The following is a 14,083-nucleotide window of genomic DNA, read 5'->3' as shown; positions in this document are numbered from 1 at the left end:
ACGCCCCTCCCCTGCCCCGGTTCCCGCCTGTGCCGCCCTCAGGCGGCGAGCATCCGCAGCCCCTGCGTCACGTCAGAGCGCACCGCGAGGCGCAGCCCGGGCTCGTCCCCGGCCTTCAGCGCGGCGATGATCAGCCGGTGATATTGCGGCGCCTCGGTGCGGCGCAGGCGGCCGTAGAGCTTGCGCATGGTGGGGCCGAGCTGCAGCCAGACGGTCTCGGTCATGGCGAGCATCGCGGGCGCCTGCGCGCGCAGGTAGAGCGTGCGGTGGAACTCGAGGTTGGTGCGGATGTAGCCCACCGCGTCGCGCGCCTGGATCATCTCGGAGATGGTGCCGTTGATCGTCTGCAGCCGGTCGATCAGCGCCATGTGCGCCCGCGGCAGCGCACGCGAGGCGAGTTCCACCTCGATCAGCGCGCGCAGCGCCGCCAGCTCCTCGATCCGCTCGTTCGAGAGCTCGGGGGTCGAGACCCGGCCCGAGGAGGACATCGACAGCGCGCCCTCGGCCACGAGACGGTTGATCGCCTCGCGCGCGGGGGTCATCGAGACGTCGAACTCGCGGCCGATGCCGCGCAGGGTCAGCGCCTGCCCGGGCGCGATCTGCCCCAGCATGATGCGCTGGCGCAGCCCGCGGTAGACGCGTTCATGGGCGGAGACGGCAATTTCGGACGGGCGGGGCTGGGGCTGGATCATGATCCGCGCAATCTGGGATGCGGCGCGGTCGGCGTCAATCGCCGAAACGGTAGCGGTGCAGCGAGGCGCCCTCGGTCTGCAGCCAGCGCCGCGCCGGGCGCCAGTCGCCGTAGAGCCGCTCGACCACCGCCCAGAAATCCGGCGAGTGGTTCATCTCGGCAAGGTGGGCGACCTCGTGCGCGGCGACGTAGTCGAGCACCTCGGGCGGGGCCATGACCAGCCGCCAGGAATACATGAGCCCGCCCTCGGCGGTGCAGGAGCCCCAGCGCGAGCGGGTGTCGCGCAGCGTGAGCCGCGTGTAGGGCAGCCCCAGCGCGGCGGCATGGCGGTCCGAGGCCGCGGCCAGCCGGTCACGCGCCTCGGCGCGCAGCCAGCCCATCAGCCGGGCGGGCACCTGGTCCGGCGCGCCGGGCACCTCGAGGCCCCCGTCGCGCGGGCGGACCCCCCGCCCCTGCCCCGGCCGGATCTCGTGCAGCGCGCCCTCGAAGGGCACCCGGCTGCCGAGCCCGACGCGCACGTCGGCGCCGCGGTTTTCGAGGTGGCCGCGCAGCCAGCCTTCCTTCTCGCGCAGGAAGCCGATCGCCTCCGCCTCGGGCAGCCGCCGCGGCAGGGTCAGCGTCACGCGCCCGTCAAGCTGCGACAGGCGCAGCGACAGGCGCCGTGCCTGCGCCGAGCGGCGCAGGGTGACCGAGATCGGCGGGTTGCCGGGAAGGGTGATCTGCCCCATATCACTGCCTCTAGACTGCAACGGCCAAAAGTTTTGACACTGCCCTTGTGTTATGGCAGAGGCTGCAGATTGTCGACCGTACAAGCCAGCTGAAGGGGACCACCCATGCCCAAAGAAGAATGGGGCACGAAACGCGTCTGCCCGACCACCGGGAAGCGTTTCTACGACCTGAACAAGGATCCGATCGTCTCGCCGTACACCGGTGAGGTGCTGCAACTCGACACCGGCAAGCGCACCATGCTGTCGGCCGACCAGCCGGATGGCGCTCCGCGTCGTGCCCAGACCGAGAATGCCGATGACGTCGATCTGCTGGATGATGATGTCGAGGTCGAACTCGATGACGATGATGTTCTCGACGATGACGAGGACGACAACGTCTCGCTCGACGAGATCCATGACGTCCCCGGGGATGACGACGAGTAAGCTTTGAAGTTTTTTCTGCGGGCGGTCATTTTTTCGCTTGAACCCGCCCGCAGCATCCCATAGATCACGCCGCACAGCGCCGGAGACGGCGCGGCGGACACCGCTCCGGACCGAAGCCGAAACGCTCTGAAGAGCAGGACGGACAAGGCGAAGAGCACCGCGATTGGGGCCTTAGCTCAGCTGGGAGAGCGCTTGCATGGCATGCAAGAGGTCAGGGGTTCGATCCCCCTAGGCTCCACCAATCCTCCGCATCGGATCACCGGACAGTTTCACCTTGCGTGGTCTGGGACTTAGGTCCCGATCGGGAGAGCCGCGCCCTGCCGGCATCCCGCTGACCCCCTCCCCTGCACCGCCAGCCCGGACCGATCGGTCATTGCCAGACTCGCGCGCCGCGCCTAGGAATTGTCCCGTCCTGGAGACGGAGTGCCCTTGATGCCGGACCTGTCCACCTTGCTGATCTTCGCCGCCGCGGCGCTTGCCCTTGCGGCGACCCCCGGCCCGGACATGCTCCTCATCGCGTCGCGCAGTGCCGCCCAAGGCCGGGCCGCGGGCTTTGCGACCTGGGCGGGAATCGCCGTGGGGACCTATTGCCATGCGCTTGCCGCGGCGCTCGGGCTGTCGCAGCTGTTCGTGGCGGTGCCGACGGCCTATGACATCGTCCGCTACGCCGGGGCGGCCTACCTGCTCTACCTGGCCTGGACCGCCTTCAGGGCCAGGGCGCAGAGCGACGACCCGGCGCCCGTCCGGCGCAGGTCCCAGTCCGCGCGCGGGCTGTTCCGGCAGGGCCTGCTGACCAATCTGCTCAATCCCAAGATGGCCATCTTCGTGCTGGCCCTGTTTCCGCAATTCGTCGCGCCGCAGTCGGGCTCCGTCGCCGTGCAGATCATGGTCCTCGCAACCATCCTCAACGTCGTGGGCTTCTTCGTGAACGGCGCCGTGGTCATCGCGGCCAGCCGCGTCAGCGGCGCGCTCGCGAAGAGCGGCAGGAGGACGCGGCTCTCGCAATATGTCCTCGGAACCGTCTTCGCGGGGCTGGCCGCAAGACTGGCCTTCGACGCGCAGCGCTAAGGCCCGCGGGACGCGCCGAGGCTCCGCTCAGAGCGACGCCTTCACCCGGTCCCAGGTGTTGGTCAGGTGCCGCGACATGACCTCGCCGAGCCGGTCGCCGTCCCGCGCCTCGAGCGCCGCGATCATCTCCTCGTGCTCGGCGACAGCGTCGGCCCAGTAATCCTCGGTGCCGTTGCCGACGAAGCGGATGCGCTTCAGCCGTCCCTGGATGTTCTGCTGGATCTCCTGCAGCGTCTCGTTGCCCGAAAGCAGCGCGAGCCGCGAGTGGAACTCCTGGTTGAGCTTGTAATAGGGCAGCCGGTCGCGCCTGCGGTAATGCGCCAGCATCTCCTCGTGCAGCGCCCGCATGGCGGCGATGTCGGCGTCGCTCGCGCGGGCGCAGGCGGTCTGCCCGGCCAGCTTTTCCAGATGCCCCAGCACCTCGAGCATCGAGAACACGTCCTGCGGCGAGAGCTTGCGCACGGTTGCCCCGCGCGAGGGCTGGATGACGATCAGCCCCTCGGCCGCGAGCGTGCGCAGCGCCTCGCGGAACGGCGTGCGCGACACGCCCAGCTGTTCGAGCAGCTGCACCTCGTCGATGCGGCTGCCGGGCTCGAGGTAGCCCTCGATGATGAGATCCCGGATCCGGTTCGCGACCTGATCGTGCAGGGATTCCTTCTTGATCTGCAATGGCATGGCCGAAGCTGAAGACAGGTCCATGACACCTCCGTCCTTGGTCTTTTTCGCAGGTTAGCAAGTTTTTTCTTGCCACGCGATACCGTATCGGAAAACAAAATATACAAAATACATGTGGAGGAGAATCGAATATGCGAGTCGCATTGGCGATCGGGGATGCCGCGGGGGTCGGGCCTGAACTGGCCGCGAAGATGGTGGCGGACGCGCAGGCGAACCTTGGCGACCTGATCGTCATCGGGGATGCACGGCTGCTGGCGAAGGGTGCGCAAGTTGCGGGGGTGACGATCGACCTGCCGGTGATCTCCACCGCGGATCTCGCAAGGCCCCTGCCCGCCGGATCGGTGCTTCTGGACCTCGGCAACTGCGATCCCGCGGCGGTGCCGCCGGGCAAGTCCTCGCAGGCCGGCGGCCGCGCCTCGCTGCAGAACTTCGCCACGGCGCTGCTGCTCGGCAAGGCCGGGATCGCGAATGTCGTCGCCTTCACCCCGTTCAACAAGCACTCCATGCGGCTCGCCCGCCCCTCCTACGTGGACGAGATCGGCTTCGTCGACGCGGTCACGCAGGCCGAGCAGTCGGGCCGCGAGTTCAACGTGCTCGACGAGGTGTGGAACGCCCGCGTGACCTCGCACATCCCGCTGAGCAAGGTGGCAAGCACCATCACCACCGAGCGTGTCGCCAGCAGCCTGAAGCTGACCTCGGACGTGATGACCGCCGCAGGCATCCCGAACCCGCGCATCGGCGTGGCCGCGCTCAACCCCCATGCCGGGGACGGCGGCAATTTCGGCCACGAGGATGACGAGATCATCGCACCCGCGATCGAGATCGCGCGGTCGCAGGGCATTGACGTGACCGGCCCGGTCCCCTCGGATACCGTCTTCGTGCGGGCCATCAAGGGGGGCGAGTTCGACGCGGTGATGACCATGTACCACGACCAGGGGCAGATCGCGATGAAGCTGGTCGGCTTCGACAGGGGGGTGACGCTGATCGCGGGCTACCCCTTCCCGATCGTGACCCCGGCCCATGGCACCGCCTTCGACATCGCGGGTTTGGGCCGCGCCGACACCGGCGCCACGTTCAACGCCATCGCTCTCGGCCGCAAGCTGGCCGGGCTGCAGCCCCGTCCGCCAGCCACGGAGGAGGACCGCCAGCACGCGGCCGGGGCCATCGCGGCGCTCACCGAACCGGAGGTTCTGGCCGGCTGAGCGACGCCTCCACCAACAGGACCAAGCACTCAGGGAGGAGACACACTTGGAACTCAAGCATATCGCACTGATCGGCGCCGTCGCCGTCACGCTGCAGGCCGCGCCCGCGCTGGCACAGACAGAGATCATCTTCGGGCTCAGCGCCGCCGACGGCTCGCTGCAGGACCAGACCGCCGAGGAATTCGCCCGCCGCGCCAATGAAAAGCTCGGCGACAAGGCGGTGGTGAAGGTCTTTGACAGCTCGCAGCTGGGCAAGGACAAGGACATGCTGCAGAAGATCAAGCTGGGCACGATGCACATCACCCTGCCCAGCTCGACCATGCCCGAGATCGCGCCGGAATACGCGCTCTTCGACCTGCCCTTCCTCGTCGCCGACCGCGCGCATCTTGCCCGGATCGACGAGGCGCTGTTCGAGAGCGTGCTGAAGCCCGCCGCCGAGGCCAAGGGCTACAAGCCGCTGGCGATCTGGGAGAACGGCTTCCGCCAGATCACCAACTCCAAGCACCCGGTCACCACGCCCGCCGATCTCGACGGGCTGAAGATCCGCACGCCGAATTCCAGCTGGCGCGTCGCGATGTTCCAGCAATACGGCGCCAACCCGACGCCGATGCCCTTCTCGGAACTCTTCGTCGCGTTGCAGACCGGCGTGGTCGACGGGCAGGAGAACCCGATGACCAACATCTACGGCGGCAAGCTCAACGAGGTGCAGAAGTACCTGTCGCTGTCGAACCATGTCTATTCCCCGGCCTATCCGACCGTCGGCGTGAAGGCCTTCGAGAAGCTCGACCCCGAGGTGCAAAAGATCATCGAGGAGACCGCGCAGGAGGTTGCCCTCTGGGCGCGCGAGCAGGGCGAGGCCGAGGACGCTGACCTGGTGGGCAAGCTCGAGGCCGGCGGGCTCGAGGTCAACAAGACCGACCGCGACGCCTTCGTCGAGGCCTCCAAGCCGATCTACGAGAAGTTCGCGGCCGAGGTGCCGGGCGGTCAGGAGATGATCGACAAGGCGCTCTCGCTCGCCGATGGCTCGGGCTCCTGAGCCACACAGGTGAACCGGCGGCGCGGAGACTCCGCGCCGCCTCTCCCCTCGCACGTTTCACGGAGGCAAACTTGCTGTCCCGTCCCACCCGCTGGCTCGACCTGTTCCTGCAGATCGCCACCATCGCGATGATCGTCGCCCTTGCGGTGGTCGTCCTTCTGGGCGTCCTCTTCCGCTACAGCGGCCAGTCGCTGATCTGGTACGACGAGGTCGCCGCGGCGCTCCTCGCCTGGATCACCTTCACCGGGGCCGCGCTGGCCGTGGTGCGCAATTCCCACATGGGCTTCAACGGGCTGATGTTCGGCCTGCCCGGCGCCGGGCGCTTCGTGCTCTTCGGCCTCGTCGAGCTGCTGTTCCTCGCCATCTGCCTGATCATCGCCTGGGCCAGCTGGGCGATCCTCGAGATCTTCGGCGACGAGGTGATGACCACGGTCCGCTTCGTGCCGCGTGCCGTGCTGCAGGGCATCCTGCCCGTGAGCTTCGGCCTGATGGCGATCGGCCGCGTGCTGACCCTGCCCGAGCGGCTGCAGGCGGTGCGCGACGGCGTCGACCCCGACACCGCCGAGATCGAACACGAGATCGCCCGCGCCGAGGCGGAACTGGCGCATGTCCGCAAGGAGGCCACCCAATGACCGAAGCCGGTATCCTGATCTTCATGTTCGTGCTGATCGCGGTCGGCATGCCCATCGCCTTCTCGATTCTCGGGGCGGCGCTGCTGGGGGTCTTCATGCTCAACGGCGAGCTCGGGTTCCTGAACGCCGCGCTGTCGCTCTACGATGGGGCCACGAGCTTCCCGCTGATCGCCATCCCGCTCTTCATCCTCGCCGGCGCGCTGATGAACACCGGCGGCATCTCGACCCGGCTCATCGCCTTCGTCTCGGCGATGATCGGCTTCGTGCGCGGCGGGCTCGCCATGGTCAACGTCGGCGTGTCGATGTTCTTTGCCGAGATCTCCGGCTCGGCCGTGGCCGACGTGGCCGCGACCGGCTCGGTGCTGATCCCGGCGATGAAGCAGAAGGGCTACAGCCCGCGCCTCGCGGCGGCGATCACCTCGTCCTCGGCCTCGCTGGCGATCATCATCCCGCCGTCGATCCCGATGATCCTCTACGGCGCCATGTCCGACACCTCGGTGGTCAAGCTCTTCGTGGCGGGCATCGTGCCGGGCGTGCTGGGCGGCGGGCTCTTGATGGCGCTCTGCTACTACATGGCGCGGCGCTACGACCTGCCGCGCGACGAAGCCTTCTCGCTGCGCCGCCTCGGCGAAACCGCGAAGGAGGCGTCCTGGGCGCTGATCCTGCCGGTGGTGATCCTCGGCGGCATCTTCGGCGGCGTGGTGACGGCAACCGAGGGCGCGGCGATCGCGGTGGTGGCGGCGCTCTTCATCGGTGTCTTCATCTACCGCGAGATCGACCTGCGCCACCTCTACCGCGCGCTGGTGGACGGGGTGCTGCAGACCTCGGTGGTGATGCTGATGGTGGCCGCCTCGGCGGTGCTCGGCCTCTACCTGACCGAGACCGAGATGCCGCAGCGGCTGGCCGCGGGCATCACCCAGATCACCACCAACCCGCTTGCCGTGCTGATGATCATCAACCTCTTCCTGCTCTTCGTGGGCATGGTGCTGCACGGTGCCGCGGCGATCATCCTGACGGTGCCGGTCTTCATGCCGCTGGTGCATGAGCTTGGCATCGATCCCATCCAGTTCGGTATTCTGCTGACGCTGAATATCGCGCTTGGCCAGCAGACCCCGCCGGTCGCGAGCGTATTGATCACCTCCTGTTCGATCGCGCGCACCGACGTGTGGCGGACCTCGGTCACCAACCTGCCCTTCGTGGGCGTGCTGGTGCTGGTGCTGCTGCTCGTCACCTACGTGCCGGCGGTATCTCTCTCGCTGGTGGACCTCGTCTACGGACAGTGACGGGGCCGTCGCGGGCCGGCTCTCCCCGGGGCCGGCCCGTGATCTTGCTTGGCGGCGCTCCCTCGAAGCACCCTCAGCCGCCGACGCGGCCGGTCTCGAGGATCGCCTTGCGCAGCCGCCCGTGTACGCCCTTCTCTTGGTTCACCGACTGGGTGACGGCGAAATCCGCCGCCAGCGAGCAGAGCTGGTAGGCCTCGGTCTCGGTGATCCCCACCCGCTCGCGGATCATCGCGATCATCTGGCGCAGGGCGATCTGCAGCGCGGTGTCGAGGCTGGCGTGGAAGCCCATCGAGATAAGCTCATCCCTGGTCTCGGCGCGCGGATGGTCGATTGCGCTTGTCCCGGCCTTCAGCAAGTCAAACCGGAAGGTGCCGGTGAGCGCGGTCTCGAGCGCGGTGATGCAGACCTCGCCGTCGCCCTGGCAGCCATGCCCGTCGCCGCAGGAGAAGAGCGCCCCCTCGGCCTGCACCGCCAGGTAGAGCGTCGCGCCCTCGGTCAGCAGCTTGAGGTCCATGTTGCCGCCGTGCAGCCGCGGCTGGATCGAGGTGATCTCTCCCCACTCGGGCGCGGGGGCGACGCCCATGACGCCGAAGAAGGGCGCGAGCGGCAGCGTCGCGCCCCAGGGCAGGCGGCAGGTCTTCGCGTCGCGGTCGATGGGGATGAGCGAGAGCGCCTTCTGCGAGACCGGGAACTCGCCTGGAAGCGTGCCCGAGGCGGGGCGCACGAGGTTGAAGCCCCAGTCGGCGCCCAGCTCGATGCGCTCGATCTCGACCTTCAGCACGTCGCCGGGCATGGCGCCCTCGATCGCCACCGGCCCGGTCAGCAGGTGCGCGACGCGCGGCAGGCCGGCGGCGAGGATCTCGCGCAGCTCGGGCGCGACGGTCATGCCCGAACCCTCGGCCGGCAGCAGCTCCTCGCGGCCCGAGAAGGTCTGGATCGTCACCCGGTCGCCCGGGGCCACGGTCATCACCGGCGGCAGGTCGGACCAGAAGCGGCCCCAGTGGACGGTCTGCGGGGTGGCGGCAAGCTGGTGATGGGTCATGGCGGCGGGCTCCGGGTTGGCTCGGGCCGAGCTTCGCGGCGCCGCGCGGCAAGGTAAAGCAGGGAATGGGAAATCTGGCCTTTCCGCCGCGCACATAACACCCCCCGAAACAAAAAAGAGCGGGCCCTAGGGCCCGCTCTTTCATCTCAGGTCGCGCTGGGGATCAGCCCGCGATCTCGGCCCGCTTGGCTGCGAGCTCGCGCTCTTTCCTGCGACCGAAAACCTTCATCACCACGACGAAGAACAGCGGCACGAAGAGCACGCCCAGCACGGTGCCGGTGATCGTCCCGCCCAGCACCGCCGAGCCCACCGCCTGGCGCCCGCCGGCGCCCGCGCCCGAGGACAGCACCAGCGGCACCACGCCCAGCGAGAAGGCGAGCGAGGTCATGATGATCGGACGGAAGCGCTGGCGCGCCGCCTCCTTCACCGCGACCAGCAGCTCTTCCCCGGCCTCGTAGCGTTCCCGGGCAAATTCCACGATCAGGATCGCGTTCTTGCCGGTAAGGCCGATGACGGTCAGCAGGCCGACCTGGAAGAAGACGCCGTTCTCGAAGCCGAACCAGTAGGCAGCGCCCATGGTGCCGAGCACGCCGATCGGCATCGCCAGCATCACCGAGAAGGGGATCGTCCAGCTTTCGTAGAGCGCCGCGAGGCAGAGGAAGATCGCCGCCAGCGACAGGCCGTAGAGCAGCGGTGCCGAGCCGCCCGAGGCACGTTCCTCGAGCGAGAGGCCGGTCCAGGCGATCTGGTAGCCCGGCGGCAGCTGCGACGCGAGCTTCTCGATCTCGGCCATGGCCTCGCCGGTGGTCACGCCCGGCACCGGAGAGCCCTGGATCTGCATCGCGGGCACGCCGTTGTAGCGGTTGAGACCCTGCGGGCCGTAGGTCCAGGTCTCCTTGGTGAAGTTGGCGAAGGGCACGAGATCCCCCGAGGCGTTGCGCACGCGCCACTTCTCGAGGTCCGAGGGGTTCGCGCGGCTGTCCGGCTCGCCCTGCACGTAGACCCGCTTGATCCGGCCATTGTCGTTGAAGTCGTTCACGTATTGCCCGGCCCAGGCGATCGACAGCGTGTTGCCGACGTTGGTCGGGGTCACGCCCATCGCCCCGGCGGCGCGCCAGTCGATGTCGAGCTTGAACTGCGCCGCGTCTTCCAGACCCGAGGGCCGGATCGAGGCGATCAGCGGGCTCTGCGAGGCCATGCCCAGCAGCTGGTTGCGCGCGGTCAGCAGCTGCTCATGCGTCTGCCCGCCCTGCGCCTGCAGGTAGAAGTCGAAGCCCGAGACGTTGCCGAGCTCGATCACCGCCGGCGGCACGATCGGGAAGACCATGGCGTCGCGGATGCCCATGAAGGCCGGGAAGGCACGGCCCGCCACCGCCTGCACGCTCTGCGCGGGCGAGGGGCGCTCGGACCAGTCCTTCAGCCGCACGAAGGCGAGACCCATGTTCTGGCCCTGCCCCGCGAAGGAGAAGCCGACCACGCCGAACATCGAGTCCACCGCCTCGGTTTCCTGGTTGAAGTGGTCCTGCACCTGCTCGATCACGTCGAGCGTGCGCTCGGCGGTGGCGCCGGTCGGACCCTGCACGAGGGTCATCAGGATGCCCTGGTCCTCGTTGGGCAGGAAGCCGGTCGGCGTGTTGTTGAACAGGAACACCATGGCGTAGCCAAGCGCGCCGTAGACCACCAGCATGCGCAGCGGGCGCTTGATGATGTGGCCGACGGTGCCGGCATAGCCGCCGGTCAGCTTGTCGAAGCCCTTGTTGAACCAGCCGAGCGGGCCACGGTTCGTGTGGTGCGCGTCCTTGGACTTGAGGATGGTGGCGCAGAGCGCCGGGGTCAGGGTCAGCGCGACCAGCACCGACAGGCCCATGGCCGAGACGATGGTGATCGAGAACTGTCGGTAGATGATCCCGGTCGAGCCGCCGAAGAAGGCCATGGGCACGAACACCGCCGAGAGCACCAGCGCGATGCCGACGAGCGCGCCGGTGATCTGCCCCATCGACTTGCGCGTCGCCTCGCGCGGCGAGAGCCCCTCTTCCTCCATGATCCGCTCGACGTTCTCGACCACCACGATGGCGTCGTCGACGAGCAGGCCGATGGCCAGCACCATGGCGAGCATGGTCAGCGTGTTGATGGTGAAGCCCGCAAGCGAGAGGATGGCGAAGGTGCCGAGGATGACGACGGGCACGGCCAGCGTCGGGATGATCGTCGCGCGGATGTTCTGCAGGAACAGCAGCATCACGAAGAACACCAGCACGATGGCTTCGATCAGCGTCTTCTGCACCTCGTGGATCGAGATCTCGATGAACGGGGTGGTGTCATAGGGGATGACGTAGCTGACGCCCTCGGGGAAGAACTCGGCGACTTCCTCGATCCGCTTCTTCACCCGCTCGGCGGTGTCGAGCGCGTTGGCGCCCGAGGCGAGCTGCAGCGCCATGCCCGAGGAGGGCTTGCCGTTGTAGCGCGCGATGGTCGAGTAGTTCTCTGCGCCGACCTCGACCCGCGCCACGTCCTTGAGCAGCACGAGGCCGCCGTCGGTTTCCGAGCGCAGCACGATGTTGCGGAAGTCTTCCGGGGTGCTCAGCAGCGACTGCGCGGTGATCGTGGCGTTGAGCTGCTGGCCCTCGGGGGCGGGCAGCGTGCCGAAGGCACCGGCCGAGATTTGCGCGTTCTGCGCCGAGACGGCGCTGACCACGTCCGACGGGGTCATCTCGAAGGCCGAGAGCTTGGACGGGTCGAGCCAGATGCGCATCGCGTATTGCGCGCCGAAGACCTGCGCCCCGCCGACACCCTCGATCCGGCTGAACTCGTCCACGAGGTTCGAGTTCAGGTAGTCCGAGAGGTCGGCCTGCTCGAGCCGGCCGTCATCCGAGATGAGGCCGATCACCATCATGAAGGAGGACGAGGCCTTCTCGACGGTGACGCCCTGGCGCTGCACGGTCTCGGGCAGCAGCGAGGTCGCCTGCGAGAGCTTGTTCTGCACCTGCACCTGCGCCACGTCCGGATCGGTCCCGGACTCGAAGGTCAGGGTGATCGAGGCGGTGCCCGCCGAGGTCGAGGAGGACGACATGTAACGCATGCCGTCGAGCCCGGTCATCTGCTGCTCGATGATTTGGGTGACCGTGTTGGCCACCGTTTCGGCCGAGGCGCCGGGGTATTGCGCGCTGATCCGCACCGAGGGCGGCGCGATCTCGGGATATTGCGCGATGGGAAGGTTGAGGATCGAGAGCACCCCGATCCCCATGATGAGGATCGAGATGACCCAGGCAAAGACCGGACGGTCGATGAAGAAACGTGCCATTGTCAGTATCCTTGCGTCGGGGTCACTCGCTGGCCGCGGCGGCGCTGTCGGCCGGTTCGGCGGCGCGCTCTTCGGGGGCCACGGTCTGCCCCTCGGCGATCTTCTGCAGCCCGGCCACGACCACGCGGTCGCCGGCCTGGAGCCCTTCGGAGACCACCCACTGGTTGCCGTGGTCGCTCTCGATGGTCAGCTGGCGGGTTTCCACCGCGTTCTCGGCGTTGACCACCATGGCGATCGGACGGCCGCGGCGGTCGCGGCTCACGCCCTCCTGCGGCACCAGCACGGCACCGTAGACCGAGCCCTGCGGCAGCTCGACCTGCACGTACATGCCGGGCAGCAGGAAATGGTCGGGGTTGGGGAACTCGAGGCGCAGCACGACCACGCCGGTCTGCTCGTTCACGTGCGGCTCGGCGGCGGCAAGGCGGCCGGTCTTGTCGTAGAGCTCGCCGTCGGCGAGGCGCAGGCTGACCTCGGCCTCGCTCTTGCGGGCGGCGGCCTGGCCGGAGCGGCGCCAGCGCAGCATCTCGGCGGCCGATTGCGTCACGTCGACGTTGACCACGTCGATCGAGCGGATGGTGGTCAGCGCGGTGGACTGGCCGGCGGTGACCAGCGCGCCCTGCGTCGCATCCGAAAGGCCCACGACGCCGGTGAGCGGCGCGCGGATGGTGGTGCGCTCGAGGTCGATGTCGGAGGCGAGAAGCTGCGCCTCGGCCACTTTCACCGCGGCCTCGGCCACGTCGCGCGCGGCCATGGCGTCATCGAGCGTCTGCTGGCTGGTGACCGAGCGGTCGCGCAGCTCCTGCTGGCGCTTCAGCTCGCGCTCCGCGGAACCGAGCGTCGCCTGCGCCTGCGCGAGGCTGGCCTCGGCCGCGGCCTTTGCGGCCTCGTAGCTGGCCGGGTCGATGCGGTAGAGCGCGTCGCCGCGGTTCACCGCGGTGCCTTCCTCGAACATCCGCTCGACGATGATGCCGCCCACCTGCGGGCGCACCTCGGCCACGCCCGAGGCCTGCACCCGGCCCGGAAGCTTGGTGGTCAGCGTCACGTCGGCGGATTGCAGCGTCACCACGGTGACCGGCTGGGGCGGACGTTCCCCGCCCTGCTGCTGCGCCGAGGCGGAAGAGGCAATCATCACGGCGGCGCAAAACGCGAGCGGCCGCAGCGTGGCGAAGACAGGTCGGATCGGCATGGGAGGGCTCCGGAAACAACAATATCGTGCATCTTGCGCACAGGTCCTGAATCGCGATAAGGAAACGCAATGGTTTTGTAAAGCGCCCAGATGTATCGACGCCACGATTTAGAGTAGCCCCTGTGACCCAAGGACACCAATGACCGATTCTGCACAGCCCGACGACGATCAGAGCCTGCCCCGACGCCGCGGACGGCCGGTGCAGATGGATCACGAGACACGCGAAGGGCTGGTGCTGGATGCGGCGACGCAGATGATCGCGGAGCGCGGGCTCGAGGATGCCTCGGTCGCGGCGATCGCGCGGCAGGTCCAGATGTCCAAGCGCACGATCTACACGATGTTCGACAGCCGCGAGGCTTTGCTCGGCGCCTGTTTCGCGCGCATCGGCCAGCGGCTCTTCCGCAGCCGCGACAGCGGCAATGCCGACGCCCCGCTGGAGGAGCGGCTGCGCCACCTGCTGACGCTGAACGAGGAGCCGAGCCTGAACGAGGCGCCGCTCGAGCTGCTGCGCGCGGTGATCACCTCGGCCCCGACCTACCCCAAGCTCGCCTGCAGCATCCTCGAGACCGGCGCGCTGTCGCTGCGCAACCACATCGCGCGGGAGCTTTCCGAGGCGACCGAGGCGGGCGAGCTGGCGCTCGATCCGGCGGACTGCGACGCCGCCGCCGAGATGCTGATGGACATGGCCTTCGGAAACGGCATCCACAAGCTGCTGGATCCGCAGCGCTACTGCGCGTCGCCCGAGGCGCGGATGGCACGGCGCGACCGGGCGATCAGCCTGTTCCTCGACGGCGCGCGCCCGCGCTGACCGGCCCTCGG

General features: G+C 68.3%; 13 protein-coding genes and 1 tRNA gene. 8 read left to right on the top strand and 6 right to left on the bottom strand.

Annotation, left to right across the window (positions count from 1 at the left end; genetic code table 11):
* Positions 1–38: 38 nt before the first annotated feature.
* Together PVT71_RS19440 and PVT71_RS19435 are read right to left on the bottom strand one after the other, a co-directional pair.
* Entirely contained in the window at positions 39–692 is a 654-nt protein-coding gene (locus PVT71_RS19440; protein WP_353474100.1) for a GntR family transcriptional regulator, read from the bottom strand.
* 34 nt (positions 693–726) lie between these two features.
* The gene (locus tag PVT71_RS19435; protein ID WP_353474099.1) at positions 727–1,419 is read right to left on the bottom strand and encodes a SprT family zinc-dependent metalloprotease; all 693 of its coding nucleotides are present in this window, start codon (positions 1,417–1,419) and stop codon (positions 727–729) included.
* A gap of 105 nt (positions 1,420–1,524) precedes the next feature.
* Between PVT71_RS19435 and PVT71_RS19430 the strand changes: the two genes are divergently transcribed.
* The 3 genes from PVT71_RS19430 (at position 1,525) to PVT71_RS19420 (ending at position 2,910) form a co-directional block, all read left to right on the top strand.
* Positions 1,525–1,842 carry a TIGR02300 family protein gene (locus PVT71_RS19430; RefSeq protein ID WP_353474097.1) on the top strand — a complete coding sequence of 106 codons (318 nt, stop codon included), beginning with the start codon at positions 1,525–1,527 and terminating at the stop codon, positions 1,840–1,842.
* 165 nt (positions 1,843–2,007) lie between these two features.
* Positions 2,008–2,083 (top strand) — tRNA-Ala (locus tag PVT71_RS19425).
* A 191-nt stretch (positions 2,084–2,274) separates the two neighbouring features.
* On the top strand, positions 2,275–2,910 hold the full coding sequence (locus PVT71_RS19420) for a LysE family translocator (RefSeq protein WP_353474096.1): 636 nt from the start codon (positions 2,275–2,277) through the stop codon (positions 2,908–2,910).
* A gap of 27 nt (positions 2,911–2,937) precedes the next feature.
* Here the strand turns inward: PVT71_RS19420 and PVT71_RS19415 are convergent, their stop codons facing one another.
* Positions 2,938–3,609, bottom strand: coding sequence for a GntR family transcriptional regulator (locus tag PVT71_RS19415; protein WP_353474095.1), 672 nt, complete (start codon positions 3,607–3,609; stop codon positions 2,938–2,940).
* A gap of 107 nt (positions 3,610–3,716) precedes the next feature.
* Here PVT71_RS19415 and PVT71_RS19410 point away from each other — a divergent pair, with 107 nt between their 5' ends.
* From PVT71_RS19410 to PVT71_RS19395, 4 genes are all read left to right on the top strand, one after another.
* Positions 3,717–4,787 (top strand): 4-hydroxythreonine-4-phosphate dehydrogenase PdxA, encoded by a 1,071-nt coding sequence (locus PVT71_RS19410; protein WP_353474094.1) that lies wholly within the window; start codon positions 3,717–3,719, stop codon positions 4,785–4,787.
* A gap of 46 nt (positions 4,788–4,833) precedes the next feature.
* On the top strand, positions 4,834–5,823 hold the full coding sequence (locus tag PVT71_RS19405; RefSeq protein WP_353474093.1) for a TRAP transporter substrate-binding protein: 990 nt from the start codon (positions 4,834–4,836) through the stop codon (positions 5,821–5,823).
* A 71-nt stretch (positions 5,824–5,894) separates the two neighbouring features.
* On the top strand, positions 5,895–6,455 hold the full coding sequence (locus tag PVT71_RS19400; protein WP_353474091.1) for a TRAP transporter small permease subunit: 561 nt from the start codon (positions 5,895–5,897) through the stop codon (positions 6,453–6,455).
* Positions 6,452–7,738 carry a TRAP transporter large permease gene (locus PVT71_RS19395; protein WP_353474090.1) on the top strand — a complete coding sequence of 429 codons (1,287 nt, stop codon included), beginning with the start codon at positions 6,452–6,454 and terminating at the stop codon, positions 7,736–7,738. Before PVT71_RS19400 ends, PVT71_RS19395 begins: the two co-directional genes overlap by 4 nt.
* A 73-nt stretch (positions 7,739–7,811) precedes the next feature.
* Here the strand turns inward: PVT71_RS19395 and PVT71_RS19390 are convergent, their stop codons facing one another.
* The 3 genes from PVT71_RS19390 to PVT71_RS19380 form a co-directional block, all read right to left on the bottom strand.
* Positions 7,812–8,780 (bottom strand): acetamidase/formamidase family protein, encoded by a 969-nt coding sequence (locus PVT71_RS19390; protein ID WP_353474089.1) that lies wholly within the window; start codon positions 8,778–8,780, stop codon positions 7,812–7,814.
* Between the two features lie 163 nt (positions 8,781–8,943).
* Positions 8,944–12,078, bottom strand: coding sequence for an efflux RND transporter permease subunit (locus tag PVT71_RS19385; RefSeq protein WP_353474088.1), 3,135 nt, complete (start codon positions 12,076–12,078; stop codon positions 8,944–8,946).
* A 22-nt stretch (positions 12,079–12,100) separates the two neighbouring features.
* Complete coding sequence (locus PVT71_RS19380) at positions 12,101–13,264, bottom strand: efflux RND transporter periplasmic adaptor subunit (RefSeq protein ID WP_353474087.1); 1,164 nt, start codon at positions 13,262–13,264, stop codon at positions 12,101–12,103.
* Between the two features lie 139 nt (positions 13,265–13,403).
* On the opposite strand from PVT71_RS19380, the gene PVT71_RS19375 reads away from it, so the two are divergent.
* A complete protein-coding gene (locus PVT71_RS19375) occupies positions 13,404–14,072 on the top strand; it encodes a TetR/AcrR family transcriptional regulator (RefSeq protein WP_353474086.1) in 669 nt (222 codons plus the stop codon).
* The last annotated feature ends 11 nt before the right edge of the window (positions 14,073–14,083 follow it).

This window comes from Salipiger sp. H15 (genome assembly GCF_040409955.1).
In the GTDB taxonomy this organism is placed as follows: Bacteria; Pseudomonadota; Alphaproteobacteria; order Rhodobacterales; family Rhodobacteraceae; genus Salipiger.
Note: the sequence above shows the minus strand (reverse complement) of the source record. Positions and strands in the feature narration are given on the sequence as shown.

Coding starts and splice junctions, on each gene's coding strand:
- PVT71_RS19440 (WP_353474100.1), bottom strand. CDS start 692: ATGATCCAGCCCCAGCCCCGCCCGTCCGAAATTGCCGTCTCCGCCCAT.
- PVT71_RS19435 (WP_353474099.1), bottom strand. CDS start 1,419: ATGGGGCAGATCACCCTTCCCGGCAACCCGCCGATCTCGGTCACCCTG.
- PVT71_RS19430 (WP_353474097.1), top strand. CDS start 1,525: ATGCCCAAAGAAGAATGGGGCACGAAACGCGTCTGCCCGACCACCGGG.
- PVT71_RS19420 (WP_353474096.1), top strand. CDS start 2,275: ATGCCGGACCTGTCCACCTTGCTGATCTTCGCCGCCGCGGCGCTTGCC.
- PVT71_RS19415 (WP_353474095.1), bottom strand. CDS start 3,609: ATGGACCTGTCTTCAGCTTCGGCCATGCCATTGCAGATCAAGAAGGAA.
- PVT71_RS19410 (WP_353474094.1), top strand. CDS start 3,717: ATGCGAGTCGCATTGGCGATCGGGGATGCCGCGGGGGTCGGGCCTGAA.
- PVT71_RS19395 (WP_353474090.1), top strand. CDS start 6,452: ATGACCGAAGCCGGTATCCTGATCTTCATGTTCGTGCTGATCGCGGTC.
- PVT71_RS19390 (WP_353474089.1), bottom strand. CDS start 8,780: ATGACCCATCACCAGCTTGCCGCCACCCCGCAGACCGTCCACTGGGGC.
- PVT71_RS19385 (WP_353474088.1), bottom strand. CDS start 12,078: ATGGCACGTTTCTTCATCGACCGTCCGGTCTTTGCCTGGGTCATCTCG.
- PVT71_RS19380 (WP_353474087.1), bottom strand. CDS start 13,264: ATGCCGATCCGACCTGTCTTCGCCACGCTGCGGCCGCTCGCGTTTTGC.
- PVT71_RS19375 (WP_353474086.1), top strand. CDS start 13,404: ATGACCGATTCTGCACAGCCCGACGACGATCAGAGCCTGCCCCGACGC.